We start from the raw sequence: 26138 nt of genomic DNA on the forward strand, positions 1-26138 counted from the left end.
GCAGGTCGTATTCCACCGGGTCTTCCACGGTGAGGATATTGCTGGTGCTCGCATCCAGCCGTGCCAACGCCGCGTACAGGCTGGTGGTCTTGCCGCTGCCCGTGGGCCCGGTGACCAGCACAATGCCGTGGGGCTGGCGGATCAAGGTGTCGAGGCGCGCCAGCAACTGCGGCTCCATGCCCAGGGTCTCCAGTTGCAAGCGCCCGGCCTGCTTGTCGAGCAGGCGCATCACCACCCGCTCACCATGCCCGGTGGGCACCGTCGACACGCGAATATCAATCGGCCGCCCGGCCACGCGCAGGGCGATACGGCCATCCTGGGGCAGGCGTTTTTCGGCGATGTCGAGCTGGGCCATGATCTTGATCCGCGACACCAGTGCGCCATGCAATGCCTTACGCGGCGACACCACATCCCGCAGGGTGCCGTCGACGCGGTAACGCACCACGGAGTGGGTTTCATACGGTTCAATGTGAATATCACTGGCCTCGTCCCGCGCTGCCTGTGTGAGCAAGGCGTTGATCATACGAATCACCGGCGCGCCGTCCTGGGTGTCGAGCAGGTCGGTGATTTCGGGCATGTCCTGCATCAGGCGGTCGAGGTCGACTTCGTTTTCCGCCGCACCCACCACAGCGGCGGCGCTGCCGGTGTCGGCGTAGGCACTGGCGAGGAGGCCGTCGAGTTCGTCGTCGCGTACCTGCTCGAGGTGGGCCTGGCCGAACTGGCGCCGTACTTCGCTGATGGACCAGCCGGGGGTGGAGGGGCAGACGGTCAGCAGCATGCCGTCGTCGCCGGGGCGCAGGAGGATGCGTTGGGACTTGGCCCAGGCATAAGGGAGAAGGCTCACAAGACATCTTCCTGACCGAGCGCGGTCACAAAACAACGTACCCGCGATGCGAAGCGAGCCGCTTTTGATCTTGATCTTCGGCGCCCCGTAAAACCACGCTGGCCGAACGCAGGCTTGAATCCGTGGGTAACCCGGCAGGACGCCGGGTTAGCCGTCCTGGGCCAGGGATGGCCCATGACGGCGGCCCACGGATTCAAGCCTGCGTTCGGGCACACCGAGCCTAGGCGAGGTGCCGAGTGGTGGGGCGAGGACCTTTTGGTTACTTTTGGCTGGGCCGGCTTCCGGTCCTTCCAAAAGTGACCCGCTGTAAGAGCGGAACCATAGGTGGCCGTTACCGCAGGAATGGATATGTACACGGTCAAAATGTTCACGGTCGCCCCCCAGAAACCGGCACCGCCCGAATCACCGCCCTCGGCCCCTGCTGCTGCCCGCCCGGAATCCCCTTCTCCACCGCCGGCAACTGCGGCGCCTGCACATCCGGCATCGCCCAGCTGTGTTCCGGCTGGGAATGGCCCTGGGCACGGCGCATGTAGTCATAGCGGTTCAGGGTGATCGCGCGCCCGGCCCCACTGTCGCGGATGATATACGGGCGCAGGAACACCATCAGGTTGGTCTTGGTGACCGCCCGGCGTTCATTGCGAAACAGCACACCCAGCCCCGGAATGCTCGACAGCCACGGCACGGCTTCATTGCTCTGGCTGTAACCGTCCTGGAGCAGGCCGCCGAGGACCATGATCTGCCCGTCGTCGAGCAAAATACTGGTGTCGATCGCGCGCTTGTTGGTGACGATCCCGGCCGACGCGGCGCTGCTGGACGCGCGCTCATCGATGCTGCTGACTTCCTGGTAGATATCGAGTTTGACCGTGCCACCCTCGGAGATTTGTGGGCGCACATTCAGCTTCAAGCCGACCTCTTCACGGGTGACCGTCTGGAACGGATTATTGCTGGTACCGCCGCCACCGGTCACGTAGCTGCCACTGACAAACGGGATAGTCTGGCCAACAAAAATACTGGCCGCCTCGTTATCCAGGGTCAGCAGGTTCGGCGTCGACAGTACGTTGCTGCCGCCTTTGCTTTTAAGCGCGCGGGCCAACACCTTGAGGTCCATGACCTTGCCAATGCCGGGCACATCCACGGTACCGTTGATAAAGCCGAGGCTGAGCCCGCCGGGCAGCACGTCAACGCTGGTCTTGCCATTCAGGTTGAACCCCGCGCCGCCCAGGTTAGTCCCGCCAATCACGCCTTTGCCGGCCAGGTCGCCGCTCTGCCACTGCACGCCGAACTCATTGGCATCGTCCTCGCCGACTTCAACGATAAGGCTTTCAATCACCACTTGGGCGCGGCGCTGGTCGAGCATGTCGATGACTTCACGCAGGTTGCGGTACAGCGGCTCCGGGGCAGAAATCAGCAAGGTGTTGGTGGTCGAGTCGGCCTGGAGGGTCACGCCACCGGCGGTGAAGGCGACGTTTTGCTCATTCGTTTGCCCGCCGGCCTGGCTGCTCGAGCTGCTGTTCGTCTGCGCCGACTCATTGGCGCTGGTGGTACTGCCTTGGCCACTGCCCTGCCCGGTCTGGCTGCCGGAGATATTGGCACCCATTGTGCTGAGGGCCGACCGCGCATTGTCACCGCCACCGCTGTCGCTTTCACCGGTCAGCAAACCGCGTAACGACTGCGCCAGTTTCGCGGCCTGGGCGTTGCGCAGGTACACCACGTGCAAATTGCTTGGGTTGGCTTGGGCGTTATCCAGCTTGTAGATCAAGTTACGCGCCAACTCGGTTCGCTCCGGGCTGCCGGCACGAATCACGATCGCGTTGGAGCGCGGGTCGCCCACCACCGTGATTTTCTGCGTCGGATCGCTGCCCGGCTGCTCCAGCAGTTGCGAGACCATCTCGGCGATATCCACGGCGATCCCGTTTTGAACCTGCACCACGTCGGTGTCGATGGCGCTCGGTGTGTCGATGCCGTCGATAAGCTGCGCCACCCGCGCCAGGTTCTCGGCGTAGTCGGTGACAACGATGGTGTTGTTGCCCGGATAGGCGTTGATCGGGTTGTTTGGCGAAACGATCGGGCGCAGTACCGGGATCAGGTTCACCGCGTTTTCGTATTGCAGGCGGAAGGTGCGCGTGAGCATGCCGCTGCCGCCCGGCTTGTCGGCACTGTAGATCGGCCCGCCGAGCAGCTTGGCATCGGCCTCGGGCACCACGTGCGCGATACCGCCCACATCCACCACGCTGAAGCCCTGCATGCGCAGTGCCGCCAGCAGCATGTCGTAGGCCTGATGCGCCGGCACCTGCCCTTCGGAAACCAGCGTGAGGGAGCCCTTGACGCGCGGGTCGACCAGGAACTGCTGCCCCGTCGCACGGGACAACGCCCGCACCACGGCTTGAATGTCGGCCTCGACGAAATTCAGCGTGACCGGTTGATCGCCCAAGGGTTTGCTCGGCGCCACGCCGCTGTGACCGGCACCGCTGCCACGTGTGGGGTTGGTAACCTTGTGCAAGGGCCGCGACTGCCGTTCGATTTGCACTTGCGCACGCTGCCGGTCTACCAGGGCATCGCCGCTGCGCTGGGTGGTGGCCAGGGGCAGGCCGAGCTCACTGTCCTGGGGTAAATCCGCCGTGGGCTGCGCGCTGCACGCACTCAGTGCGAGCAACAGAAACGGCACAGCCGTACGGACATAATGGGAACCTGACCACTTCATGATGCTTCCTTAGCGCCGTGCATCCGATCCATACGGACGGTTCCTGTGAGAGTGCCTGCCGTGTTGTCGACCGAGGCTTCGCCGGCGCGCTGCAAACGAGCCTCCACCACGTCCAGCGAGAATTGCCCTGGGTCACTCAATAACCAGCCGAGCACCGCATCGGCGGGGGCCGAGTCCAGTGTCAGTTGCCAGGACGCATCCTGGGCCTGTAACCGGTAGTGCCCCGCCAGTCCGGCGGCGTCGAGGGATTGCCGCAATGAGTGTTCAAGGTCCAGCCCGACAGGCGTGGTGACCTCACGAAGCAACAGCGCCAGTGCCTGGCTCTGGGCGCGCAGCTTCGGGGTTTCGGCTTGCCAATAGTCAATGTTCTTGAGCGCTGGCTGGATCAGCGACAGCCAGACCAACAGGCTGGCGAGAAACACCACCGCACCGCTGAGCATGGTTTTTTCCCGCGGGGCCAGCGCTTTCCAGCGCCCTTTGAAGGCCATCAGTCTCGGATTATTCATCGTCGTTTTCCACGCTGGAATCACCCTCTCCCGACGCGGGTTCGGCCATCGCACTCAGCGTCCAGATGTGCTCGTTGCGGTGGGCGGAAAGTCCCGCCTGGCTCAGCGCAGCCTGTACAGCGCCGTCGGCAGCGGGAGTGGCTTCGGCGGTCATCTGCAGCTGCAACTGGCGCTCGCTGAAGGTCAACCGCTGGACGCTGCCGGCCATGAACGGCAGCGCCATGGCGGCTTGCTGCACCAGGTAAGCAAAGTCGTGATTGAGCTGCGCGGGCCCTCCCCCTTGCCGGTTCGCCAACTGCTGGCGAGCCTGTTGCAGAGGGTTGAGAATCACCGGCAGCTCGGGAAATGCGTGCTTCACGCGCTGGCTCATCTGCTGCTTGAGCTGCTGCCCTTGCGCAACCTCGCGGGCGGCGTAAAGGTTGAGCCCGGCCACCCAGACACCCACGGCCAACGCACAACAGCCCAACGCCCGCCCCCAACCGGCCGCCTGTGCAGTGCGCCGACCGACCCCGGCGTGCAATCCCCAGCCAGGGGCAGCGCCGTTCCAGCGCTGATGGTCCACGGGCCACAGCACACTTTCGCCGGTGGCGGCGAGCGCTTCCAGACGGTCCTCAACCAACGGTTCCACCGCCCCATGGGCGAGGGTGAAACGCAGCAGCAACTGGCCCTCTACCACACACCCATTGACCTGCCCGGCCGCTGGCACGGCTAAGCGGTAAGGCGCTGGATACAGGCCGCCCAGCTTCAATCCGTGCAGGCCAAGCAACTGATCGAGGCGATCCAGTACAGCCTTGGGCAGCCAGCTCAGGTGCACCTGTCCATCGGCATCTCGAGCGCTGTGCGCCACATGCATCTGCTCGCTGGGCCCCAGGATCAAGGCCTGCGCAGCGCAGGTAACGGCCGCATCGATACGGGACGCTGACAGCGGCGGAAGTTCAATGCGCGTAAGTACCGTGTCCATGGGGTGAAGGAAACACTCGACGGCCTGAGACTTGACCTGTTGTCCCAGCTGGCCAAGGGTGCTGATGCCGGTATGACTGACGTGCCCCTTGCGGTCCAGTTGCGCGAACTCAAGCTCGGTGTCCGACGTCAAGGACTCCAGCGGCGGCAAGGCAAGACGCAGGCGCGTCATACGCCCAGCCTCGACCAGATCACCCTGGGCATTGCGTCTTCCGGACGATGCAGCAGCGCAGCCAGGTGCACACGGCGCTGATTGCGGCGGGCTTGACCCTGGAGCAGGAACCACTCACTGGTGATCCCGACATTGAGTTCATCCACGTTCAGGTTGGGCAATCGCGCACGGTTAACGAAGTCGCCGCGATTGATAAACCACTGGCCGCGATCGCGCTCGGCGACCAACGCCTTGGCCTGCGCCCAGGACAAACCCGGCACCACCGCGGCCAGCACCTCCGCGCTGGCCGTATTGCTGTTGACCCAGGTGTTGACCGGAAGAATGCTGACGTAGCGCTCCAGCCGTGCCAAGACCCGCTCATTGAGGCCTTCGATACCGCGTAATTGATCAAGACTGCGCAGCATCGGCTGGGTGGCGGGTAATGGCGGGGGCGGCTGCCCCACTGTTGAGGCAACCGGCCTATGTGGGTAGGCCGCAATCACGCGTTGGCTGATGCGCTGCGCCAGGCGGGCCTCGACACCGATCATCTCGCACAACCGCTCAAAGCTGCGCATCTGCCCGAGATCAACAGACTCTTGGGCGATTAAATTGCGCAGGTTGAACTTGCCTTGCAGGTCCTCAAGGCGGCCTTCGAATTCGCCGTCCTGAGCGGTGTTGATCGGCCGGGCCCATGGCTGGTCAAGCCGCGTCAGCACATCCTGCTCGCGGGCGTCCCGAAGCAATCGCCGGCTGACTTCCAGGCCGCCCAGCAGTGATGCACTGCCCTGCACTCGCGCCTGCTCGGCCTCAAGTGAACGGGTAAAAACGCTCTGGCGGGTGAGCATGCCGGCGGCGAACACAGCGACCACCGCCGCGATCAGCATCGCGCTGATAATCGCCATGCCGCGCTGTTTCGCCCCTGTGGGCGAGTGTGATTTCATGGCCGCGCTTAGAGCTGCCAGGATCCGATATCGGCATTCACACCGTCGCCATCAGGCTGTCCGTCGGCACCGAGGGAGAAGATGTCGACTTCGCCGTTCGCGCCGGGATTCAAGTAATGGTAAGGACGGCCCCAGGGGTCGTTGGGCAGGCGCTCCAGATAAGAACGCCAGTTGGTATTTTTTGCATCTGCCGGGCGCTCGACCAATACCTTGAGGCCCTGGTTCATGTTGGGATAGGTGCCGTGGTCGAGGCGATAAAGCTTGAGCGCCTGCATCAGGCCGGCAACGTCCTGCTTGGCCGCAATCGCCCTGGCCTGGTCCGGACGGTCCAGCACTTTAGGCACGACAATCGCCGCCAGAATGCCGAGGATGACCACCACCACCATGATCTCGATCAGCGTGAACCCTTGCTGAACGTGGCGGGCGCGAGGCCCATATTTGATGCGCGCGAAATCCATATCCACCATCCTTGGCTTGATCCTAATTCGGCGCGCAGTGTAACAAAACTAACTATCTGGATAGCAAAAATAATTGGCCGCTGCCCGCGGCTCTCTGAGTGCTACTCTACGGCGTGTTTTTACGCCAAGAGTGACCCATGGAGCTGTCGCGCAAGGAGCAAGGTTTTACATTGATCGAGGTGCTCGTGGCCTTGGCGATCATTGCCGTGGCGATGGCGGCGGCGGTCCGCGTTGCAGGCTTGATGACCCAGAGCAATGGGTTGCTGCGCGACCGCTCGATGGCGCTGCTGTCGGCCCAGGGCAGGCTCGCCGAACTGCGCCTGGAGGGACGCCTGCCCAGGGGGCACAAAGCGTTTGACTGTGATCAGGGCCGCTTGCAGTTGCGTTGCGAGCAGAGCATCGCACCGAGCGCCGATGGACGCCTGATGCGCGTCACCCTGCAGGTGTCGGAGCGCAAGCGCGAGGCGCCACCGTTGGCGCGGGTGGAAACGCTGCTCAACCCGCCGAAGGCAACGCCCCAATGAGCGTTCAGGGTCGGGTCAAGCGCGGTAGCACCACCGAGTCCGGCAGCGTGCTGACCTTAATGCGGGTGTGCTGCGTGCCACGCTCAATCACTACCGCATCGCCCTCGATCGCCGCCAGGCGCACACCCTGGGCCAATGACTCGCCCACCCGAAAACTGCGCGGCGGCCCCTCGTTCAGGCTCAGGATCGCCACCGCCCCGCGCACGCCCGCCATCAGGCCGGAGACCTTGATGTCCACCGTCGCCGGCTGGTTGGAAAACCACTGCAACGCCGGGGTATCCGGGCGAGCGGCCAAAACCGGCGGCTCGACTGGCGGCACCTGGGACTCGGCCGACGTCAGCAACACGGAAGACCAGACCAGCCCCCCCGCGAGCGCCGTGGCCAATGCCACTGCCTGCACCACTCGCGGCGCGGTCAAACGAAAAATAGCGACCACGACAAAACCTCCTTGTTGTCCTGCCGGGCAGTCTACAGGAGAGACCCACGACGAAGGAGCGTTGTGTCATGACCAAGGCCAATCAGCAAGGCTTCACCCTGATCGAGTTGATGGTGGTCCTGGTGATCATCGGCATCGCCTCAGCGGCGATCAGCCTGAGCATCAAACCCGACCCGTTGCAATTGCTGCGCAAGGACGCCAACCGCGTGGTCCAGATGCTGCAGATCGCCCAGGCCGAAGCCCGGGCCGACGGCCGCCCCATCACGTGGCGGGCCGACAATAAAGGGTTTCGCTTCAGTCGGCGCAACGCGCCCGGCGAGGGTTGGGATCACTTCATGAGCGACCCGCAACTGCGTCCCCGTGCCTGGGAAACACCCTCGATGAGCGTACGTGTAACCCCCAGGCAACCGGTGGTACTGAATGCCGAATGGTTTGCCTCGCCCTTGCAACTGCAGCTCTCGGATGGCCAGCACCGCCTCACCCTTCACCGCACGGCGACAGGACAAATACGCGTGGCGAACCAACCATGAAAACAGACCAGCACGGTTTTACCCTCATTGAAGTCATGGTGGCGATCATGCTGATGGCCATTGTCAGCCTGATTGCCTGGCGCGGCCTCGACAGCGTGAGCCGTGCCGACAGCCATCTGCAGGCCAGCACCGAGCAAACCGAAGCGTTGTTGCGCACACTCAACCAGCTGGACCGCGACCTGGCCCTGCGCGCCGGCGTTGAACTGAGAACGCCAGCCTTGAACGATGACGAACAGCCCGACGGGCTCGCCGCAATCAGCGTTCGCAGCTCCGACCAGCATGATTTTCAACTGAACGTGATTCGTAACGCAGCCCTTCCCGAAAACGGTCTGCAACGGGTGCGCTGGTGGCTGGAGGGTGACACGCTGTACCGCGCCACATCCGCAGCCAGTGATCGATACCCGTTGCCTGCGCCCAAAAAAGCAGTGGCCGTCTTATCCGGTGTCAGCGACCTGCAAGTGCGCATCTGGGAACCGGGCCAAGGCTGGCGTCAGCTGGCCGGCAACCGTAAAGCCGATCCCATCGGCCTGGAAATCAGCCTGACCCGCCAGACGCCGCAGGGGGAAGAACGCTATCGGCAAGTGGTGGGGCCGCTGCAATAACCTCATCTTTTCAAAGCCGCTTCGCCTTCGCCAGCTCAGCGATCAGAAAATCCCTGAACGCCGAAACCGCCGCCGGTAGATTGCGCCCAGCCATGCTTTGCAGTTCGATGCGCCGCGCCTGCATGCCTTCATCAAGGATCGGCAAGCATTGCAACTGCTTGTCCGCCACCTGTTGGTGCAAGGTCATTTCGCTGGCCAGGCTGATGCCTCCCTCTTCACGGACGAAACTGTAGAGCGCGGCAACGTAATTGGTGGTCAATACCGGGTCGAACAACAACCCCTGGACGCCGCAACAGATGTCGAAGAGTTGCCGTATCGTAGTGTCGGCCTTGGGTAACGCAATGGGCCAGGGTTGCAACTCGGCGAGGTTGACAGACTCCCGCCCGGCCAAGGGATGGGCATTGGAGACCACGGCAAAAATCGCCCCGCTCAGGACATGTTCGACCTTGATTTCCTTTTGCGGCGTCAGGCTGAACGTCATCGCCAGGTCGGCTTCACCGGAGCGAACCTTCTCGGTCGCTTCAGCGGGCGCACAGACCTCCAACGTAAAATGAATGCCCTGATACTCACGCCTGAACGCGCTGATGCTCCTGGGCATGTATTCCAGGGCAAATCCTTCCGAACAGGCAACATGCACATGCCCCCGTTGCAAGCCGTGCAGCTCGGTAATTTCCAGTACCACCTGCTCGGCCTCAAGCTGCGACTTGCGCGCATACGCCGCCAGTCGCGCCCCCGCCTCGCTGAGCACCATGCCGCGGGCGCGACGCTCAAACAGGCTGGCATCCAGGGCCAACTCAAGCTTGGAAATTTGCCGGCTCACCGCTGATGCCGCCACATTCAGCCGCATTGAGGCCTCGCTGATCGATCCGCATCGGGCGACTTCAAGAAAATAGCGCAGTGCCGTGGACTGCACGCCATACAGCTGCATCGGAGCCCCCAAGGATTGCCTTTTCGGCAAAGGAAGTATCGAAATATTGTGCTTGCGGCATTGATAGCCCTTCCCTACATTCGTGTCCAGACCAAAAAAAACAGCGCCCGACCTTTTCCTCCTCCTTCTACGCATTTGCGATTCGCTGCCCTTTGATTCAACCACTCTCGCCAACGGAGACGACGGCATGGGCATCAAAGGTTTCGCCTGCAGTATCGCGCTGATGGGCCTTATCAGCAGCTTTCCGGCGCATGCCGGCAAAGCCAACGACACCCTGGTTTACGCTTCCGACAGCGAGCCTGAAAACATCAGCCCCTATCACAACGATTTACGCGAAGGCGTGATTCTCGGCCGGCTGATCTGGGACAACCTGATCTACCGCGATCCCAAAAGCGGCGAATACAAACCCATGCTGGCTACCAGCTGGAAGCAGGTCGACGACACCACCCTCGACTTTGAGCTGCGCAAGGGCGTCAAATTTCACAACGGCGACGCCTTCACCGCCGACGATGTGGTGTTCACCCTCAACTACGTGGTGTCGCCCGAAGCGAAAGTCGTTACCGTGCAAAACGTAGACTGGATCAAGGGCGCCGAAAAAACCGGCGACTACAGCGTCCGCCTGTATTTGAAGAAGCCTTTCCCGCCAGCACTGGAATACCTGTCCAACGCCGTTCCGATGTTTCCCAAGCAGTACTTCGAGAAGGTCGGCCTGGCCGAATTCAGTCGCAAGCCCATTGGCACCGGGCCGTATAAAGCCGTGTCGGTGGTGGCCGGCGAAGGCGTGACCATGGAGATCAACAAGGACTACTTCCCGGACAGCCCACAAGGCAAGCCCCATATCAGCCACCTCAAGTTCCGCGTGATCCCGGATGCAGAAACCCGTCTGGCCGAGTTGATGACCGACGGTGTCGACTGGACCTGGCGTGTGACCTCGGATCAGGCGGTCGACCTCAAGGGTATGCCGAACCTGACCGTGACCAGTGGCGAAACCATGCGCATCGGTTTCCTGATTCTTGATGCACGTGGCACCTCCTCTGAAAACTCACCGATGAAGAACCTCAAGGTGCGCCAGGCCATCAACCATGCGATCAACCGCAATGCGCTGGCCACGCAATTGGTGGGGGGCGAAGCCAAGCCCTTGCAGGTTGCCTGTTATCCCGGCCAGTTCGGTTGCGATACCACTGCGGCCACGGTCTACGACTATGACCCCGCCAAGGCCAAGGCGCTGCTCGCCGAAGCCGGTTACCCAAATGGCTTCGAGACAGAAATCTTCGCTTATCGCGACCGTGATTACGTCGAAGCCATCATCGGCAACCTGCGCGCAGTGGGCATCAACGCCAAGCTGCGCTACTTGAAGTACGCCGCCCTGCGCGATCAGCAACGTGGCGGCAAGGTGCCCATGTCGTTTCAGGCCTGGGGCTCGTTCTCGATCCTCGACACCTCGGCGTCGGCCGGTACCTGGTTCAAGGGCAATCCGGACGACAATATCAAGGACCCACAAGTCCAGGGCTGGTTGCAGACCGCCGACAATGCCCTCGACCCGCAAGTGCGCAAGGATAACTACCGCAAAGCCTTGCAGCGCATCAGCGAGCAAGCCTACTGGGCGCCGCTGTTCAACTACTCGATGAATTACGCCTACACCTCGGAACTCGCGTTCACACCGTACCCGGATGAGCTGCCGCGTTTCGTCGAGTCCACGTGGAAGTAATACGTAACCGGGCGCACGGACTCTCGTGCGCCACGGACACGTCCTCACACTTGTCATCCATTGGATATGAGGAAACTTGCCATGCTTGGATTCCTTCTGCGCCGCCTGGGCATCGCCATTTGCGTTGCCATTACCGTGTCGGTGATCAGCTTTTCTCTTTTGCACCTGTCCGGCGACCTCGCCACTGCCATTGGCGGACCGGAAGCCACCAGCGAACAGATCGAACAGATTCGCGTGCAGTACGGCTTGAACAAACCGCTGCCGACCCAGTACTTCAACTGGCTGGGCGATTTGCTGCGGCTGGACCTGGGCAACTCGTTTTTCTTTCAGGAATCGGTCTACAACCTCGTCGCCAGCCGCTTGCCGATTACCCTGGGGCTGGGTGCCATGGCGCTGGGGATCGCCTTGCTGGTGGCCATTCCACTGGGCGTGCTGGCCGCAGTCAAACGCGACACCTGGGTTGACCGGCTGGCCTTGAGCATCGCGGTGCTGGGCCAGGCGATGCCAAGTTTCTGGTTTGCGCTGATGCTGATCGTGGTGTTCGCGGTGACGCTCAAGTGGCTGCCGGTGTCCGGCAACGCGACCCTGTTGCACTTCGTCATGCCGGCCATTGCCCTGGGCTACTACGCGACGCCGGCAATCATGCGCCTGACCCGCGCCGGCATGCTTGATGTGCTCAGTTCCGATTACATCCGCACCGCCCGCGCCAAGGGCCTGCGCCCTGCCCGCGTGCTGTTCAAGCATGCACTGCGCAACGCGCTGATTCCGGTCGTCGCGCTGGCGGCGGTGGAGTTCGGTTTCATGCTCGGCGGCTCGGTGGTGATCGAAACCGTGTTCTCCCTGCAAGGCATCGGGCAACTGGCCTGGGACGCCATCGCCCGTGACGACTTTCCGGTGGTACAGGCCGTGGTCCTGTTGATTGCGGTGATCTACATCATCCTCACGTTGCTGGCCGATGTGCTCAACGCACTGCTCGACCCGCGTATTCGCGTGCGCTAGGAGGCCTACATGAGCACCCCCACTACCCTCGCGATCAATGACTACCTGCCACCACCGAGCAGCCTGAGCCGAGTGCTTGGCAAGAGCTTGCGTCATCGGGGTTTCGCCATCGGCGCGGTGTTGTTGCTGATTATCTTCGCAGGTGCACTGTTCGCGCCGTGGCTGGCACCTTACGACCCTTATGCGCAAGACGTGATGCTGCGCATGAAACCACCGGTATGGATGGCCAACGGCACCTGGGAATACGTGCTCGGCACCGACAAGCTGGGCCGTGACTACCTGTCGAGGCTGCTCTACGGCGCACGTATTTCGCTGTTCATCGGCATTGCAGCGGCGCTGATTTCCGGCTTTATCGGCACGCTCATGGGGCTGTTGGCGGGCTACTACGGCGGCAAGGTCGATGGGTTTATCAGCTACCTGATCACCACCCGGCTGGCGATGCCGGTGGTGATGGTCGCGCTGGCCTCGGCCTCGTTGATGGGCGGCTCACTGAAAGTGGTGATCGTGCTGCTCGGCTGCCTGTTATGGGATCGCTTCGCGGTGGTGGTCAGGGCCTCGGTGCAACAGATTCGCGATGCTGAATATGTGGCGTCGGCCCAGGCGCTCGGCTGCTCGACCCTGCGCATTCTGGTGAGTGAAATCCTGCCCAATCTGGTCGGCGCACTGATCGTCGTCGCGACGCTGGAAATGGCCCACGCGATCCTGCTGGAGTCGGCCCTCTCGTTCCTCGGGGTTGGCGTGCAGCCACCGACGCCGTCCTGGGGCCTGATGATCGCGGAAGGCAAACCCTACATGTTCTTTTCCCCGTGGGTTATCGCCATTCCCGGCGTCGCCCTGATGATTCTGGTGCTGGGCATCAACCTCGTCGGCGATGGCCTGCGCGATCTGATCCTGCCCGACGGCCGTAACTGATAGACCGCCGTAACTGATAGAGGGAACCGAACATGGCACTACTCCATGTAGAAAACCTGCGCGTGGACATCCCCATGGGCAACAGCCCGACGCCGGATGACATGCTGCATGCCGTACGCGGCCTGAGTTTTGAAGTCGCGCGCGGTGAAATGCTGTGCATCGTCGGGGAATCCGGCTGCGGCAAATCCCTGACCTCGCTGGCGTTGATGGACCTGTTGCCACGCAAGGCCAAACGCACCGCGTCCCGGCTGACGCTGGACGGCATCGACATGCTCGGCCAGAGCGAGCGGCGCATGTGCGACCTGCGCGGCAACCGCCTGGCGATGATCTTCCAGGAGCCGATGACCTCACTGAACCCGGCCTACAGCATTGGCGATCAACTCAGCGAGGTACTGACCCAGCATCGCAAGGTCTCACGCAAGGAGGCCCTGGCGCGCGCCGCGCAGATGCTGGAGAAGGTCGGGATCAGCAATGCCACCGAGCGCTTGCGCCAGTATCCGCATCAACTTTCCGGCGGGCTGCGCCAGCGAGTGATCATCGCCATGGCGTTGATGTGCGAACCGGACCTGATCATCGCTGATGAGCCCACCACGGCGCTGGACGTGACCATTCAAGCGCAGATCCTGCGCTTGATCCGCGACATTCAGAAAGAACTCGGCCTGGCGGTGATCTTCATCACCCACGACCTTGGGCTGGTGGCACGGATCGCCGACCGGGTCGCCGTGATGTATGCCGGGGAAATCGTCGAAACCGCCCCTGCCCTGCAACTGTTCGAGAATCCGCAGCATCCGTACACCCGGGGTCTGCTGGCGAGTATTCCAATCCCTGGCCGGACCAAACCGGGTGAGGCGCTGGGTTCGATTCCAGGCCTGGTGCCGAGTCTGGTCGGCGAACAGCAAGGGTGTGCGTTCCGCAATCGTTGCGGTCAGGCGATCCCGGCCTGCGCGCAAAACATCCCCGAAGTCGAACAGGACGGGCACATGGCGCGCTGCCTGTTCGCCGCCCCGGCCCCGGCACCGATTCGCCTTCAGGAGCGTGCAAGGTCATGAAAAAAGACATCGCTTTGGAGCTGTGTGACATCCGCCGTGAGTTTCGGATCAACCAGGGTTTTTTCAAACCCGCCGCCACCCTGAAGGCCGTGGATGGTGTTTCCCTGCGCCTGATGCGTGGCGAGACCCTCGGTCTGGTGGGCGAGTCCGGTTGCGGCAAAAGTACCCTGGCCAAGATGCTGCTCGGTCTGTTGCCGCCCACCAGCGGCGACGTGTTGGTCAATGGCAAACACCTGGCGGCGACTGATCGCAAGGCAATGTCCCGGCATATCCAGCCGATTTTCCAGGACCCGTATTCCTCGCTGAATCCACGCAAGACCCTGCGCGAAATCGTTACCCTGCCGCTGATCGTGCATGCCATCGGCAGCACCGCCGAGCGCCGCAGGAAGACCGAAGCGATGCTTGATGTGGTCGGCCTGCCCAAACGGGTGATCGACAGCTACCCGAGCCAGCTGTCCGGCGGGCAACGCCAGCGGGTGGCGATTGCCCGGGCGCTGATCATGCGCCCTGACGTGTTGATCTGCGACGAGCCCACCTCAGCGCTGGATGTGTCGGTGCAGGCGCAGATTCTCAATCTGCTGCAGGACCTCAAGCGTGAATTCGGCCTGACCTATCTGCTGATCAGCCATAACCTGGCGGTCATCGAACACCTCGCCGACCGGGTCGCCGTGATGTACCTGGGGCGCATCGTCGAAGAACGCACGCGCGAATCGTTGTTCGCGGAGCCCGGTCACCCATATACCCGCGCCTTGCTGGATTCGGTGCTCACGCCCGATCCGCGCCTGGGCATTCCCGAGATCGGCCTGCACGGCACCTTCCCCAACCCCATGTCACCGCCGTCCGGCTGCGCTTTCCATCCGCGCTGCCCGAGCTGCCTCGCCCCCTGCAAAACGGCCTACCCGGCCAATGGTCCGCTTATCGGCGGCAACGTGCGTTGCCACCTTCACGACACTTCTGCCCAAACACTGGAGCTTGTCCACTCATGAGTCGTTCACTGGCTATCAGCAACACCACAGCACAATTCGACAATGGCGAGTTTTTCAATCTGCTCCAACGCAGCGTCGCCTTGCACACCGAAAGCCAGGCAGCGGACAGCCAGCCCGAGCTGTATCGCTACCTCAATGAGTTCATCACCCCACATGTCGAGGCGATGGGTTTCAGCGTCAAGATCTATGACAACCCAGTGGCCGAGCGCGGCCCCTTCATGATCGCCACGCGCATTGAACACCCGGACCTGCCGACCGTGCTCAGCTACGGCCACGGTGATGTGGTGCGCGGCTATGAGGCGCAATGGCGCGAAGGCCTGTCGCCGTGGCACGTCATTGCCGAAGGCGATCGCTGGTACGGCCGCGGCACGGCGGATAACAAAGGCCAGCACCTGATCAACCTGACCGCGCTGGAACAAACGCTCAAGGCGCGCGATGGCCAACTGGGTTTCAATGTCAAGCTGCTGCTGGAAATGGGCGAAGAAGAAGGCTCGCCGGGCTTGAACGCATTCTGTGCCGCGCACAGCAAAGAGCTTGCGGCGGATATTTTCATCGCCTCGGACGGCCCGCGCCTGGCGGCATCACGCCCGACGATTTTTCTCGGCTCGCGCGGGGTATTCAACTTCGAGCTGGTGGTCAATTTACGTGAAGGCGCCCACCACTCCGGCAACTGGGGCGGGTTGCTGGCCAATCCCGGCATCATCCTGGCCAATGCCATCGCAAGCATGGTCGATGAACACGGTCGGGTGAAAGTGGCGGGCCTGATGCCCGAGACACTGCCGGAGCCGGTTCGGCAGGCGCTGGCCGATATTGCCGTGGGTGGCGGACCGGGCGATCCGGACATCGACGCCAACTGGGGTAACCCGGCGCTTTCGCTGAGCGAAAAGGTGTTCGGCTGGAACACCCTCGACGTCATCGCCTTCAAGACCGGCAACCCAGACGCCCCGGTGCATGCGATTCCCGGCAAGGCTAACGCCCACTGCCATATCCGCTTCGTGGTCGACAGCGACTACACGACCTTTATCCCGGCGGTACGTACCCACCTGGATGCGCATGGCTTCAGCAATGTCGAGGTCAAGCAAAGCCGCATCGATGTGATGCATGCCACTCGGCTGGACCCGCAGAGCCCTTGGGTCGATTGGGCGCTCGGCTCCCTGGCACAGACCACGGGCAAAAAACCTGCGCTGCTGCCAAACCTCGGTGGTTCGCTGCCCAACGATGTGTTCGCGGACGTGCTGGGCCTGCCGACATTGTGGGTGCCGCACTCGTACCCGGCCTGTTCACAACATGCGCCGAACGAACACTTGCTGGCGCCGGTGGTCAAGGAAAGCCTGCAAATCATGGCCGGGCTGTTCTGGGACCTGGGCAACGATGCGGCACGCCTGACCCGGGAACATCAGTTACGGGAGCAGGCGCAATGAGCGCCACGCCACAACAGGCCCTGGACTGGCTAGCCGACCAGCGCCCAGCCATGGAAGCACTGCTGCGGCGCATCGTCGACACCGATTCCAACAGCTATGACAAGGCGGGTGTCGACGCCGTGGGCGCGCTGCTCGCGGCTGAACTGGAGGCCGACGGCATCCTGCTCAAGCGCATCCCGGTCGAGGGTTTTGGTGACGTGCTGCTCGCCGAAGTGCCAGGCGATTCTGGAAAACCGGTGCTGTTGCTGGGCCATCGCGACACGGTCTTCCCCAAGGGCACCACCACGACTCGCGGCTACAGCCGCGACGCCAACCTCGCCTATGGCCCCGGCGTCGCCGACATGAAAGGCGGCCTGGTGCTCAATTGCTTCGCGCTCAAAGCACTCAAGCGCGCCGGCCGGTTGCCCTATCCGGTGCAGGTCCTGTACACCGGCGACGAAGAAATCGGCTCCGGCAGCGCCAGGCCCCATATCGAAAACGCCGCCCGTGCCGCCCGCGCCGTGCTCAATACCGAACCCGGCCGGGCCAGCGGCAACGTGGTCAGCGCACGCAAAGGCGGGGCCACGCTGATCATCGAAGTCAGCGGCCGCGCGGCGCATGCCGGGGTCAACCATGCCGACGGGGCCAGCGCCATCGAGGCCCTGGCACGCAAGATCGTCAAGCTGCATGCCTTGACCGATTACCCGGCCGGCATCACCACTAACGTTGGGCTGATATCCGGTGGTACGTCGAGCAACACCGTCGCGCCCAGCGCCTGTGCGCGGCTGGACGTGCGCTTCATCGAACTCAAGCACTGGGATCGGATCTTCAGCGCAATCCAGGCCATCGTCGCCGAAGAAGAACTGATCGGCACCCGCGCCGTCCTCAAGGAAGCGACGACCTTTCTACCGATGGAAGCACGCCACAGCGAACGACTGCTGCACCTCTATCAACAAAAAGCACTGGCATTGGGTTTCAGCGTCGAAGGCGAATTCACCGGCGGTTGCGCCGACTCCGGCTTTACCGCCAGCCTGGGCGTTCCAACCCTGTGCGGGCTCGGCCCGGTGGGTGGCAAGGTCCACACCGATCGTGAATACCTGGAGCTGGACACCCTGGTACCTCGCGCCCTGGCCCTGGTGGCGACCATTCTGGCGGTCGGCGACAGCGTTTGAGGCCATGGTTTTCTACGTGTGGTCCCCGACAGGTTCACAGGCAGCTCCCGGCGCTGTCGGGTATCGTTTCAAGGTGACGGGAATAGCTCACTCGGGCGAAGTTTTTGACCTGTTCTACTGCTGCAATCACCGAACATTCGGCCGACACGTCTGGCGCTATGGAGTAGAGGCATCGCTTACCCATGGAAAGGCTATGCAATACACGTTCATCCAGTTCACCGAGCACGACAAAAGAACAGTCACTCCTGGCCACTTGCACATCAACGTGCTTGCCAGGGACGGTGTCCACCGCATCGACATGGAGCAGCGCAACATTGTCAAAACAGCTGAACCCTTGATGAATCAAGTCAATATGAGCGCTATCAAGTCCGCACACGATGACCACGATGCGCGTGCAACTTGATGGCTCGCGCATCCACCTCATTGCGTTGGGACGACAATCGACAGCTTGGCTCATAAGCGATGCCTTTATGGTTCCAACAGGCGAATGGACCAGGTCATTGGTTAAATGACGCCGCGTGCCTGCAACACGCTTTTCGCCAGGCTTCGGGTCGCCGCTAACACAACCTCCACCTGTTGATCCATCTGTGCAGTGGAGGAGGCTACTTCTCCAAGCTCGACCACGCGCAGCGGATGACCAAAGACGGACCCCAGCCACGTCATGCCGCAATCCGTGCCAGTTTCGACATCCAGTAAAAAGCTGCCGTGGGAGACGCCGCGCAACAGTTGGCTGGCATGGCACGCGTAGGCCCCGTCGGACGGCTCCGGGCTGGACCCGACCTGCAACCAGTCGAGCCTCAACGCCTCGGACTGTTTGATGGCTAGATAAGCCACCTGGTCCCACTCATCTATCGCCACATGCAGCTTGTCGATCATGTACGGGGGCAACGCGGCGCTGGTAACGATCACTACTCCGGCATCCGCCGAAGGCTCCTTGATCCAGACTGCAGATTGCGTTATCGCATGCATGGCGGTACTTCCGGCGGTTGGATAGGAGCAACGTGCTCCGGGTGGCGATTCGACGATGGGGTCGTGACATTCAATATTGATGCCGACTCACCCATCGCTTCGTGAGCTCCCTGGTTTTTTGGCGTTAATCAGCCGTTGCGAAACAGGAAGCTGTAGGCATTCAGCGCAGGCGCCCCACCCAAGTGCGCATACAGCACTTTGGAGCCTTCGGGGAACTCACCACGGCGGACCATTTCAATCATCCCGTGCATGGATTTGCCTTCGTACACCGGATCGGTCAGCACACCTTCCAGGCTCCCGCACAAACGAATGGCTTCCAGCGTGCCTTCGTTGGGCAAACCGTATTCCGGGTAGGCAAAACGTGTATCGAGCACCACGTCGTCTTCGGTGATCTCACGGCCCAGTTCCACCAACTCTGCGGTGTGCCGGGCGATACGCAGGATCTGCGCCTTGGTTTGCTCCGGCTTGGCCGAGGCATCAATGCCGATAACGTTCTTCGAACGGCCGTCCGCGGCGAAACCGACGACCATGCCGGCCTGGGTACTGCCGGTCACAGAGCAGACCACGATGTAGTCGAACGTGAACCCCAGTTGTTTTTCCTGCTCTCGCACTTCCTCGGCAAAGCCGACGAACCCAAGGCCGCCGTAGGGGTGTTCGGAACAACCCGCCGGTATCGGGAACGGCTTGCCACCCCGCGCCACCACATCGTCCATGGCCTTCTCCCAACTGGGCCGAATGCCGATATCGAACCCGGCGGCGTCCAGTCGTACCTCGGCGCCCATGATGCGAGACATTTCGATATTGCCAACGCGGTCATATACCGCATCGGAGTAGTTCACCCAGTTTTCCTGCACCAGCACGCACTTCATGCCCAGGTGAGCGGCAACGGCGGCCACCTGGCGGGTCTGGTTCGACTGGATGCCGCCGATGGAAACCAAGGTATCGCAGCCTTGCTCGAGCGCTTCGGGAATCAAATATTCGAGCTTGCGCGTTTTGTTCCCGCCGAAGGCCAGGCCACTGTTGCAGTCTTCACGTTTGGCATACAGCTCGACCTTGCCACCCAGGTGTTCACTGAGGCGCTTCAAGGGCGTGATGGGAGAAGGACCGAAGGTCAACGGATAACGTTTAAAACGATTCAGGTTCATGACGCTGCTCCTTGATTACTGGACATCAAAGCGCCAGACCGAAAGGCAAAGGTTGCCTTCCAGGTTCTTTCAGGCGGGCTTCGATGAGTTCAATATTAAGAAGATTTCCAAAAAGATGTGTTGCAAACTTCTACCACTTAAAGAACTATAATTTCTCGCTACAAATATCTAACATACTTTAATTGCGAATAAACAGTCATGAACGCAATAAACACTCGCAAGAAGCCAAGTGTATCGGCCCCGGTGCCGCAGCCGCTGGATCGAACCGACCGCGCCATTCTCAAGGCCCTGCAGCGAGATGCCTCCATCTCCAATGTGGCGCTGGCAGAGAAGGTGAAATTGAGTGCACCGGCGTGCCTCAGGCGAGTCGAGCGGCTCAAGCAAGTCGGCCTGATCAAAGGCATAGTCGCGCTGCTCGACAATGTCGCGCTGGATGCGGGGATGGTGGTGTTGATCGGCGTGGTGCTGGACCGCTCCACACCGGAATCCTTCGCCGCATTCGAGGCAGCCGCACAAAAAGTGTCCGGCTGTATGGAGTGCCATGTGGTGACGGGGGAATTCGACTACTTCATGTTGATACGAACCAAGGACAGCAACAGTTTCAACCGGCTCCACGCGGAACAGTTGCTTTACCTGCCTGGGGTTCGCCAGATTCGATCGTTCATGGGCTTGCGTCAGGTCTTGTCGACCACCCACATTCCTCTTTGAAGCGTCGCTAGTCGAGCAGTCCGCCCTGCTCCCGTACGTGCTTGATGTCTCTCGAGGGCGGGGCTCCGAAACGCCGGGCATATTCACGGCTGAATTGAGCGACACTTTCATAGCCGACGCGCAACGCGGCGGTGTTCACGTCAACACGATCGGTCAACATCAGGCTGCGTGCGGCTTGCAGCCGTAACGCCTTTTGATACTGAACAGGGCTGGTGCCTGTCAGCTTGCGAAAACTGTGATGCAGCGTAGAGCTGGCCATTCCTGATCGTTCGGCGAGATCGGCCACGTGCAGCGGTTTGTCGTAGTGATGTTTCAGCCATTCAATGGCTCTCACGATGCCCTTGTCTCGATAACCGTCGCGGGTGACGCTGCGCAGCCAGTGCCCTGCACTACTTAGCAATAGCCGAACGCATATTTCCCGCTTGATCAGATCCGACATCAAGCCTGCTTCAAGCGGCCGTTCGATCAGCGTAGCGAGTCGAGCGAATGCGTCGAGCATCTCACTCGACGCCGCACCGGATACGAAGCCTCGCGCTTCAGTAGCCATTTCCTGCGCAGGCGGTTCCAAGGTCTGGATCACCTCGTTGAGCATGGAAAGGTTGAGCTTCAACACGACGGATAAATAGGGGGTTTCCTCGCTGGCAGCGGTAACACGGGCCAGTGTGGGGATGTCGACCGACGTGACGAAGAACGCCCCCTGCCCGAACTCACAGGCCTCCTCACCGAACGTGATCTCCTTCGCGCCCTGCAGAATGATGGCCACGCAAGGCTCATAAATGCAGTAAGTGGGCGTACCCAGGTCAGCCATTCGATAAAAGGCCAGACCTGGAATCGATGTTTTGCAGACCTCGTTCAAACCAATCTGCCGGGTGACTTTTTCGATCAGCCGCCTGAGTGCCTGGAGACGCTCGTTGGGCTGTATGGGATCGCGCAACGCCAGAGAATGCAGATGGCCGGAACCGAACTGCGAGAAGGAACCGCTCGTCATTACATGCGCCCCTGTTTACGGAATGTTCGAGTCTGCTGAGAGTGCGTGACCAACACAAGCGCATCGGCAGGATTGTGCAAAAAATATGGCGTATTAGGGTCACCCGGCCAACCCTCGTTGTTCTAACTTCCAGTACGAATACCGGCTTCGATGATCCCGTGAAACCTCGGTCGCGAAAGGAACGTTGGATGGACAGACGAGATTTTCTTACTTACTCGGCAGTGGGTACTGTTGCAGCCGCTTTGCTGCCAGCCTCGAGTGTCGCCAGTTCGGCAGCCCCAGCGCCCTCTTTACTGACAGAGCGCGGGAGCGTGATGCGTACTGAAGGCCGGCCAGTGCGCACAGGCCTGCCCCTCAATTCACCCTCGCCTACCCTGCGATACATGACGCCTCAACGCTTTGGCATGGGCGGGACACAGATTGGCAATATCTTTGCGCCGCTCAGCGACGAGCAGGCGGGCCTGGTTCTACAGGCCGCCTGGGACGCGGGTGTAAGGCTTTACGACACGTCGCCGTTCTACGGGTTTGGTTTGAGTGAATATCGGGTAGGCCGCTTTCTGCACGGCAAACATCCGAACGACTATGTGGTCTCCACCAAGGTAGGACGCGTTTTGACTGCCGCGGGTGGCCCCCGCGCGGACCATGCCATCTGGAAGTCACCCGCGCCCTTCAACTACCGGTATGACTACACCGCGGCAGGCGCACGGCGTTCCGTGGAAGACAGCCTGCAGCGGCTGGGGCTGCCGCGTATCGATATCGTGTTTATCCATGACATCTCGCCCGATAACAGCGAACTGGAAGGCGGTTGGGAAGCGGCGTATCGCATTGCGCGCACAGGGGCGATGGTTGAGCTTGAAAAGATGCGTGATGAGGGGCTCATCAAGGCATGGGGCTTCGGCGTCAATACGCCGAATGCTGTGGTCCAGGCAATGGCCGGTGATGACCCGACTCCCGACATCGTGTTGCTTGCCTGCCAGTATTCGCTCCTTGAGCACAGCGATGCGTTACGCAACACCTTTCCGGCGTTGAGCAGGAAGGGCACCAGCGTTGTGGTTGGAACACCACTGAACGATGGATTCCTGGGAGGACGCAGCCGATACAACTTCAGTCTGGATCTGCCTGCCGGAGCGGTGGAAAAGCGCGCGCGAATCATGGCGGTTGCCAAACGACATGGCATCGACATTCATACTGCCGCCCTGCAGTTCGCGGCAGCACATCCGCAAGTGTCAGCGATCATTCCGGGTGCCCGCACGCCGGGGCAGATCGTTTCCAATGTGCAGGCGATGAAGGTCGGTATCCCGGCAGCCTTTTGGGAGGAGCTCAAGAGCCGGAACCTGATCGATGCCCAAGCACCGGTCCCTTCCTGAGCAGGGTCTACGCCCGTGCAACCTACTGATGTGACGCTAGCGTCGCTGGCCTCATTTAACCCGAAACGTATCTTCCTGGTTGCAGCAACGCTGCAGATAGCAGCCGCTTGATCCGCCTGTTCCAGTAAACAAACTGCGCACGCGTCCAACTAAAAACACTCGTCCAAGGCCGTAATAAATGAAGATACGCACGTCTTTCATGATTTTAGGCGGCCTGCTTGCGCTGTCCGGCAGTGGCTACTTACTCGCCGACACACTCGCGCTGAGCGTTACATTGCCGGCTCCACTCCCACAGCTAAAGGTGCTGACACTCCTTATAGGTATACACCTGCTCGGCATGTGCTTCGGTCTCGGTGGGGCGACGATGCTGGACCTCTGGATCCTGCGTTGGATGCGCCGGGGCAGCCTCCCGGTTGAAATCGGACGCACCTTTCACTTCATCAGCGACGCGGTCACTATTGGACTCTGCCTCCTGTGGCTTTCAGGCCTTGGTTTCCTTGCCCTTTACGCGATGGAGTCGCCGGAAAAGTTTGAAAACCCCAAACTCTGGGCGAAAGTCATTGTGGTGATCGTCCTGACCACCAACGGAATAATCATCCACGCGCTTGTGCTGCCAGAAGCCCTACGCGACCTGAGTCGCCCCCTGCTCTTTGGCGTATCCCGCAAAAGAGCGGCCTTGTTTCTCGCCTCCGGTGCAGTTTCGGGGGTGTCTTGGTACACGGCTTTTGCCTTCGGCATTTTTCGTGAGTTAAACAACAGTGTCACCTTCACCCTGCTGGTCATCATGTGGCTTACGCTGATAGTCGCCGCCTCTCTCGCCGCAATGCTGCTCTGGTTAAACTCTGCCGCGGGAACCAGAAAACCTCCGTCGCTCAGTCATCCGACGTGAAGATAAAGACCCGCTTGGGCATTGCGCGTAACTGAGCGCTCGTCATGTGGGAGCTTGGGGGTCACTACCCGCCCGGCTCCAAAACTCTTCAGCAGATTGACTGAGGATTGCTTTCGGGCGGGTCAGATGAATTTCCAGAGGTATGTCCCAGCTTTCGTCGAGCGCTCTGACTAAGCGCCCATCAAGAACTTCCTGCTCGGTAAGGCTCTTGGGCAGCCACGCCACACCTTTGCTTTCCAGGGCCATGGACATGAGTACCGCTGCAAGGTGGCTGCTGAAAAGCGGCTTGAGGTGAAGGTAATCTTCCTTGCCACGCAACCTGTGGGCGACGATACGTCCCAGTCCAGACTCATGGGTGTATGCGAGGTATGGCAATGCCGCGGGTGAGGTGCCGAAGTGAGTGGAAGCACTCGCAAGCGGAACGAGGACGTCCTCCCCCACCTTCTTGCCGGTGAACTGATCAGGCGCCAGTAAAGGCGGAACGTCGGGATGGCGGTGGCAGAGCAGGAACTGAACCTGACCATGTATCAGCATCTGCTCACAGACGGCCATGCTGTCCGAGTGCAGTTTCACTGCCTCAATGGGGGCACCGTTTTCTGAGCTTCGAAGCCACTTGGGAAAAAACGTAAACGACAGCGAATGAGTTGCCGCGAATTGCAACGACTTGGCGGCGATTCCTGCTACCTCTTGAGCCTCGTTGCGCATCCTGTACAAGTGTCGGGCCGCTTCCTGAGCACTGGGCAAAATTTGCCTTCCGGCCTCGGTAAGGGTTGCGCCTTGTGGTGTGCGCACAAACAACTCGACGCCCATCCAATTCTCCAGTGAGCGTACTCTTCGACTGAAGGCTGGCTGAGTAACATGGCGTGCCTCAGCGGCACGGACAAAGCTGCCGTACTCCGCAAGCGCTGAAAGATCTTCAAGCCAAACGAGTTCCAAGGGGCCATGCCTCCTGTGCATAGGGTCCGGCATTAATAGCATTGGGCGGGTGACATCGCAAAGCATAACGTGGGGCCACAAACAACAAGAGGAGCCCGTCATGCGTATCGTAGACATCCGTGAAAAAACAGTTTCCATTGCCTCCCCAATTGCCAATGCCTATATCGATTTTTCCAAGATGACCTGCTCGGTCGTCGCGGTCATCACCGATGTGATTCGCGATGGCAAACCCGTCATCGGCTACGGTTTCAACTCCAATGGCCGCTATGGCCAAGGCGCTCTGATGCGGGATCGTTTCCTGGCGCGTATCACGGAAGCTGATCCTGACACGCTCGTCGACCATGAAAACAACAACCTGGATCCGTTCGCCATCTGGAAAACCCTGATGACCAACGAAAAGCCAGGCGGCCACGGCGAGCGCTCGGTCGCGGTTGGCACCATCGACATGGCTGTATGGGATGCCGTCGCCAAGATTGAGGGCAAACCTCTGTATCGCCTGCTGGCTGACCGCTACCGTAACGGCGTGGCAGATGACAAGGTCTGGGTCTACGCAGCCGGTGGGTATTACTACCCAGGTAAAGACCAGACCAAGCTCAAAGCAGAAATGCAGAGCTATCTGGATCGTGGCTACGACGTCGTCAAAATGAAGATTGGGGCGGTACCGCTGGATGAGGATATTCGTCGCATCGAAGCGGTGCTTGAAGTGGTGGGTGACGGTCGTCGACTGGCGGTCGATGCCAACGGTCGTTTCGATCTACAGACCGGTATTGCTTACGCGGAAGCCATCAAGCAGTACAACCTCTTCTGGTACGAGGAGATCGGCGACCCGCTCGATTACGCACTTCAGGCTGAGCTTGCCAATCACTATGAGCTGCCCATGGCCACCGGGGAAAACCTGTTCTCCCACCAGGATGCCCGTAACCTTCTGCGTCACGGTGGAATGCGCCCTGATCGCGACTTCCTCCAGTTCGACTGCGCCCTGTCCTACGGGCTGGTGGAGTACATGCGCACCCTGAAAGTGATGGAAGACATGGGTTGGTCTTCCCGCCGCGTGGTTCCCCATGGTGGCCACCAGATGTCCCTGAACATCGCAGCCGGCCTGCACCTGGGCGGCAACGAATCCTACCCCGACGTGTTCCAGCCTTTCGGCGGCTTCGCCGACGGAATCAAGGTGGAAAATAGTTATGTCGGCCTGCCGGATATTCCAGGTGTTGGTTTCGAAGCCAAGTCCGCCTTGTACGCAGTCATGCGCGAGTTAGGCGAAGGCTGATCAACCTCGGTCTGCGGTTTCTTTTAAAGGGGCCGCAGACTCAGGCGTCATCCATTGAC

Annotated in this window: 27 protein-coding genes; 14 read left to right on the top strand and 13 right to left on the bottom strand. The window is 61.0% G+C overall.

Going from position 1 to position 26138, the window contains the following annotated elements; translation table 11 throughout:
• From Q8X51_RS19520 to gspG, 6 genes are all read right to left on the bottom strand, one after another.
• Positions 1-844, bottom strand: an 844-nt coding sequence (locus Q8X51_RS19520; protein WP_407694598.1) for a GspE/PulE family protein, incomplete at its 3' end; no start/stop codon positions are given.
• Between the two features lie 367 nt (positions 845-1211).
• Positions 1212-3545, bottom strand: coding sequence for a type II secretion system secretin GspD (gspD, locus tag Q8X51_RS19525; protein ID WP_407694599.1), 2334 nt, complete (start codon positions 3543-3545; stop codon positions 1212-1214).
• On the bottom strand, positions 3542-4051 hold the full coding sequence (gspM, locus tag Q8X51_RS19530; RefSeq protein ID WP_065926133.1) for a type II secretion system protein GspM: 510 nt from the start codon (positions 4049-4051) through the stop codon (positions 3542-3544). Before gspM ends, gspD begins: the two co-directional genes overlap by 4 nt.
• Entirely contained in the window at positions 4044-5183 is a 1140-nt protein-coding gene (gene gspL / locus Q8X51_RS19535) for a type II secretion system protein GspL (RefSeq protein WP_407694600.1), read from the bottom strand. The genes gspM and gspL overlap by 8 nt, the downstream gene beginning before the upstream one ends.
• On the bottom strand, positions 5180-6103 hold the full coding sequence (gspK, locus tag Q8X51_RS19540; protein WP_315871850.1) for a type II secretion system minor pseudopilin GspK: 924 nt from the start codon (positions 6101-6103) through the stop codon (positions 5180-5182). Before gspK ends, gspL begins: the two co-directional genes overlap by 4 nt.
• 8 nt (positions 6104-6111) lie before the next feature.
• Entirely contained in the window at positions 6112-6561 is a 450-nt protein-coding gene (gspG, locus tag Q8X51_RS19545) for a type II secretion system major pseudopilin GspG (RefSeq protein WP_065926130.1), read from the bottom strand.
• A 137-nt stretch (positions 6562-6698) separates the two neighbouring features.
• Here gspG and gspI point away from each other — a divergent pair, with 137 nt between their 5' ends.
• Positions 6699-7085 carry a type II secretion system minor pseudopilin GspI gene (gene gspI, locus Q8X51_RS19550; protein ID WP_065926129.1) on the top strand — a complete coding sequence of 129 codons (387 nt, stop codon included), beginning with the start codon at positions 6699-6701 and terminating at the stop codon, positions 7083-7085.
• 4 nt (positions 7086-7089) lie between these two features.
• On the opposite strand, the gene Q8X51_RS19555 is transcribed toward gspI, so the two are convergent.
• Positions 7090-7521, bottom strand: coding sequence for a type II secretion system protein N (locus tag Q8X51_RS19555; RefSeq protein WP_407694601.1), 432 nt, complete (start codon positions 7519-7521; stop codon positions 7090-7092).
• 68 nt (positions 7522-7589) lie between these two features.
• Here Q8X51_RS19555 and gspH point away from each other — a divergent pair, with 68 nt between their 5' ends.
• Together gspH and gspJ are read left to right on the top strand one after the other, a co-directional pair.
• Positions 7590-8051, top strand: coding sequence for a type II secretion system minor pseudopilin GspH (gene gspH / locus Q8X51_RS19560; protein ID WP_065926127.1), 462 nt, complete (start codon positions 7590-7592; stop codon positions 8049-8051).
• Positions 8048-8653 (top strand): type II secretion system minor pseudopilin GspJ, encoded by a 606-nt coding sequence (gene gspJ / locus Q8X51_RS19565; RefSeq protein WP_065926126.1) that lies wholly within the window; start codon positions 8048-8050, stop codon positions 8651-8653. Before gspH ends, gspJ begins: the two co-directional genes overlap by 4 nt.
• Before the next feature lie 10 nt (positions 8654-8663).
• Here gspJ and Q8X51_RS19570 read toward each other — a convergent pair whose 3' ends face one another.
• Complete coding sequence (locus tag Q8X51_RS19570) at positions 8664-9581, bottom strand: LysR substrate-binding domain-containing protein (protein WP_027603431.1); 918 nt, start codon at positions 9579-9581, stop codon at positions 8664-8666.
• A gap of 187 nt (positions 9582-9768) precedes the next feature.
• Between Q8X51_RS19570 and Q8X51_RS19575 the strand changes: the two genes are divergently transcribed.
• The 7 genes from Q8X51_RS19575 (at position 9769) to Q8X51_RS19605 (ending at position 17807) form a co-directional block, all read left to right on the top strand.
• Complete coding sequence (locus tag Q8X51_RS19575; RefSeq protein ID WP_407694602.1) at positions 9769-11289, top strand: ABC transporter substrate-binding protein; 1521 nt, start codon at positions 9769-9771, stop codon at positions 11287-11289.
• Positions 11290-11370: 81 nt separating this feature from the next.
• Positions 11371-12288 (top strand): ABC transporter permease, encoded by a 918-nt coding sequence (locus Q8X51_RS19580; RefSeq protein WP_027603429.1) that lies wholly within the window; start codon positions 11371-11373, stop codon positions 12286-12288.
• Positions 12289-12297: 9 nt separating this feature from the next.
• The gene (locus Q8X51_RS19585) at positions 12298-13200 is read left to right on the top strand and encodes an ABC transporter permease (protein WP_065926124.1); all 903 of its coding nucleotides are present in this window, start codon (positions 12298-12300) and stop codon (positions 13198-13200) included.
• Positions 13201-13232: 32 nt separating this feature from the next.
• Positions 13233-14249: an ABC transporter ATP-binding protein gene (locus Q8X51_RS19590; protein WP_407694603.1), complete on the top strand. Its 1017-nt coding sequence runs from the start codon at positions 13233-13235 to the stop codon at positions 14247-14249.
• On the top strand, positions 14246-15235 hold the full coding sequence (locus Q8X51_RS19595; protein ID WP_065926122.1) for an ABC transporter ATP-binding protein: 990 nt from the start codon (positions 14246-14248) through the stop codon (positions 15233-15235). The genes Q8X51_RS19590 and Q8X51_RS19595 overlap by 4 nt, the downstream gene beginning before the upstream one ends.
• Positions 15232-16656 carry a M20 family metallopeptidase gene (locus Q8X51_RS19600; protein ID WP_065939601.1) on the top strand — a complete coding sequence of 475 codons (1425 nt, stop codon included), beginning with the start codon at positions 15232-15234 and terminating at the stop codon, positions 16654-16656. The genes Q8X51_RS19595 and Q8X51_RS19600 overlap by 4 nt, the downstream gene beginning before the upstream one ends.
• The gene (locus Q8X51_RS19605; protein ID WP_065947786.1) at positions 16653-17807 is read left to right on the top strand and encodes a M20 family metallopeptidase; all 1155 of its coding nucleotides are present in this window, start codon (positions 16653-16655) and stop codon (positions 17805-17807) included. The genes Q8X51_RS19600 and Q8X51_RS19605 overlap by 4 nt, the downstream gene beginning before the upstream one ends.
• Positions 17808-17841: 34 nt before the next feature.
• On the opposite strand, the gene Q8X51_RS19610 is transcribed toward Q8X51_RS19605, so the two are convergent.
• The 3 genes from Q8X51_RS19610 to Q8X51_RS19620 form a co-directional block, all read right to left on the bottom strand.
• Positions 17842-18264 (bottom strand): hypothetical protein, encoded by a 423-nt coding sequence (locus Q8X51_RS19610; protein WP_137212770.1) that lies wholly within the window; start codon positions 18262-18264, stop codon positions 17842-17844.
• A gap of 47 nt (positions 18265-18311) precedes the next feature.
• Positions 18312-18776, bottom strand: coding sequence for a transketolase (locus tag Q8X51_RS19615; protein WP_065947787.1), 465 nt, complete (start codon positions 18774-18776; stop codon positions 18312-18314).
• Between the two features lie 128 nt (positions 18777-18904).
• Positions 18905-19921 carry a 1-aminocyclopropane-1-carboxylate deaminase gene (locus Q8X51_RS19620; protein WP_065926117.1) on the bottom strand — a complete coding sequence of 339 codons (1017 nt, stop codon included), beginning with the start codon at positions 19919-19921 and terminating at the stop codon, positions 18905-18907.
• Between the two features lie 198 nt (positions 19922-20119).
• On the opposite strand from Q8X51_RS19620, the gene Q8X51_RS19625 reads away from it, so the two are divergent.
• Entirely contained in the window at positions 20120-20629 is a 510-nt protein-coding gene (locus Q8X51_RS19625; protein ID WP_065926116.1) for an Lrp/AsnC family transcriptional regulator, read from the top strand.
• Between the two features lie 7 nt (positions 20630-20636).
• Here the strand turns inward: Q8X51_RS19625 and Q8X51_RS19630 are convergent, their stop codons facing one another.
• The gene (locus tag Q8X51_RS19630; protein WP_315871843.1) at positions 20637-21617 is read right to left on the bottom strand and encodes an AraC family transcriptional regulator; all 981 of its coding nucleotides are present in this window, start codon (positions 21615-21617) and stop codon (positions 20637-20639) included.
• Between the two features lie 188 nt (positions 21618-21805).
• Between Q8X51_RS19630 and Q8X51_RS19635 the strand changes: the two genes are divergently transcribed.
• Positions 21806-22984, top strand: coding sequence for an aldo/keto reductase (locus Q8X51_RS19635; RefSeq protein WP_065926114.1), 1179 nt, complete (start codon positions 21806-21808; stop codon positions 22982-22984).
• Between the two features lie 178 nt (positions 22985-23162).
• A complete protein-coding gene (locus tag Q8X51_RS19640) occupies positions 23163-23873 on the top strand; it encodes a hypothetical protein (RefSeq protein WP_407694604.1) in 711 nt (236 codons plus the stop codon).
• Between the two features lie 42 nt (positions 23874-23915).
• Here the strand turns inward: Q8X51_RS19640 and Q8X51_RS19645 are convergent, their stop codons facing one another.
• Positions 23916-24809: a LysR family transcriptional regulator gene (locus Q8X51_RS19645; protein WP_027603417.1), complete on the bottom strand. Its 894-nt coding sequence runs from the start codon at positions 24807-24809 to the stop codon at positions 23916-23918.
• A gap of 100 nt (positions 24810-24909) precedes the next feature.
• Between Q8X51_RS19645 and Q8X51_RS19650 the strand changes: the two genes are divergently transcribed.
• Entirely contained in the window at positions 24910-26079 is a 1170-nt protein-coding gene (locus Q8X51_RS19650) for a mandelate racemase/muconate lactonizing enzyme family protein (RefSeq protein ID WP_065939592.1), read from the top strand.
• The last annotated feature ends 59 nt before the right edge of the window (positions 26080-26138 follow it).

It is taken from the genome of Pseudomonas sp. Yb2C2 (assembly GCF_052112325.1).
GTDB lineage: Bacteria > Pseudomonadota > Gammaproteobacteria > Pseudomonadales > Pseudomonadaceae > Aquipseudomonas > Aquipseudomonas marginalis.

What these genes read in the sequence shown, in the direction of transcription:
- Q8X51_RS19605 (WP_065947786.1), top strand. Translation starts at nt 16,653, where the DNA reads ATGAGCGCCACGCCACAACAGGCCCTGGACTGGCTAGCCGACCAGCGC.
- gspM (WP_065926133.1), bottom strand. Translation starts at nt 4,051, where the DNA reads ATGAATAATCCGAGACTGATGGCCTTCAAAGGGCGCTGGAAAGCGCTG.
- Q8X51_RS19620 (WP_065926117.1), bottom strand. Translation starts at nt 19,921, where the DNA reads ATGAACCTGAATCGTTTTAAACGTTATCCGTTGACCTTCGGTCCTTCT.
- gspG (WP_065926130.1), bottom strand. Translation starts at nt 6,561, where the DNA reads ATGGATTTCGCGCGCATCAAATATGGGCCTCGCGCCCGCCACGTTCAG.
- Q8X51_RS19610 (WP_137212770.1), bottom strand. Translation starts at nt 18,264, where the DNA reads ATGAGCCAAGCTGTCGATTGTCGTCCCAACGCAATGAGGTGGATGCGC.
- Q8X51_RS19595 (WP_065926122.1), top strand. Translation starts at nt 14,246, where the DNA reads ATGAAAAAAGACATCGCTTTGGAGCTGTGTGACATCCGCCGTGAGTTT.
- Q8X51_RS19615 (WP_065947787.1), bottom strand. Translation starts at nt 18,776, where the DNA reads ATGCATGCGATAACGCAATCTGCAGTCTGGATCAAGGAGCCTTCGGCG.
- Q8X51_RS19590 (WP_407694603.1), top strand. Translation starts at nt 13,233, where the DNA reads ATGGCACTACTCCATGTAGAAAACCTGCGCGTGGACATCCCCATGGGC.
- gspI (WP_065926129.1), top strand. Translation starts at nt 6,699, where the DNA reads ATGGAGCTGTCGCGCAAGGAGCAAGGTTTTACATTGATCGAGGTGCTC.
- gspJ (WP_065926126.1), top strand. Translation starts at nt 8,048, where the DNA reads ATGAAAACAGACCAGCACGGTTTTACCCTCATTGAAGTCATGGTGGCG.
- Q8X51_RS19640 (WP_407694604.1), top strand. Translation starts at nt 23,163, where the DNA reads ATGAAGATACGCACGTCTTTCATGATTTTAGGCGGCCTGCTTGCGCTG.
- gspK (WP_315871850.1), bottom strand. Translation starts at nt 6,103, where the DNA reads ATGAAATCACACTCGCCCACAGGGGCGAAACAGCGCGGCATGGCGATT.
- Q8X51_RS19570 (WP_027603431.1), bottom strand. Translation starts at nt 9,581, where the DNA reads ATGCAGCTGTATGGCGTGCAGTCCACGGCACTGCGCTATTTTCTTGAA.
- Q8X51_RS19630 (WP_315871843.1), bottom strand. Translation starts at nt 21,617, where the DNA reads ATGACGAGCGGTTCCTTCTCGCAGTTCGGTTCCGGCCATCTGCATTCT.
- Q8X51_RS19625 (WP_065926116.1), top strand. Translation starts at nt 20,120, where the DNA reads ATGAACGCAATAAACACTCGCAAGAAGCCAAGTGTATCGGCCCCGGTG.
- Q8X51_RS19575 (WP_407694602.1), top strand. Translation starts at nt 9,769, where the DNA reads ATGGGCATCAAAGGTTTCGCCTGCAGTATCGCGCTGATGGGCCTTATC.
- Q8X51_RS19580 (WP_027603429.1), top strand. Translation starts at nt 11,371, where the DNA reads ATGCTTGGATTCCTTCTGCGCCGCCTGGGCATCGCCATTTGCGTTGCC.
- gspL (WP_407694600.1), bottom strand. Translation starts at nt 5,183, where the DNA reads ATGACGCGCCTGCGTCTTGCCTTGCCGCCGCTGGAGTCCTTGACGTCG.
- Q8X51_RS19600 (WP_065939601.1), top strand. Translation starts at nt 15,232, where the DNA reads ATGAGTCGTTCACTGGCTATCAGCAACACCACAGCACAATTCGACAAT.
- gspH (WP_065926127.1), top strand. Translation starts at nt 7,590, where the DNA reads ATGACCAAGGCCAATCAGCAAGGCTTCACCCTGATCGAGTTGATGGTG.
- gspD (WP_407694599.1), bottom strand. Translation starts at nt 3,545, where the DNA reads ATGAAGTGGTCAGGTTCCCATTATGTCCGTACGGCTGTGCCGTTTCTG.
- Q8X51_RS19585 (WP_065926124.1), top strand. Translation starts at nt 12,298, where the DNA reads ATGAGCACCCCCACTACCCTCGCGATCAATGACTACCTGCCACCACCG.
- Q8X51_RS19635 (WP_065926114.1), top strand. Translation starts at nt 21,806, where the DNA reads ATGGACAGACGAGATTTTCTTACTTACTCGGCAGTGGGTACTGTTGCA.
- Q8X51_RS19650 (WP_065939592.1), top strand. Translation starts at nt 24,910, where the DNA reads ATGCGTATCGTAGACATCCGTGAAAAAACAGTTTCCATTGCCTCCCCA.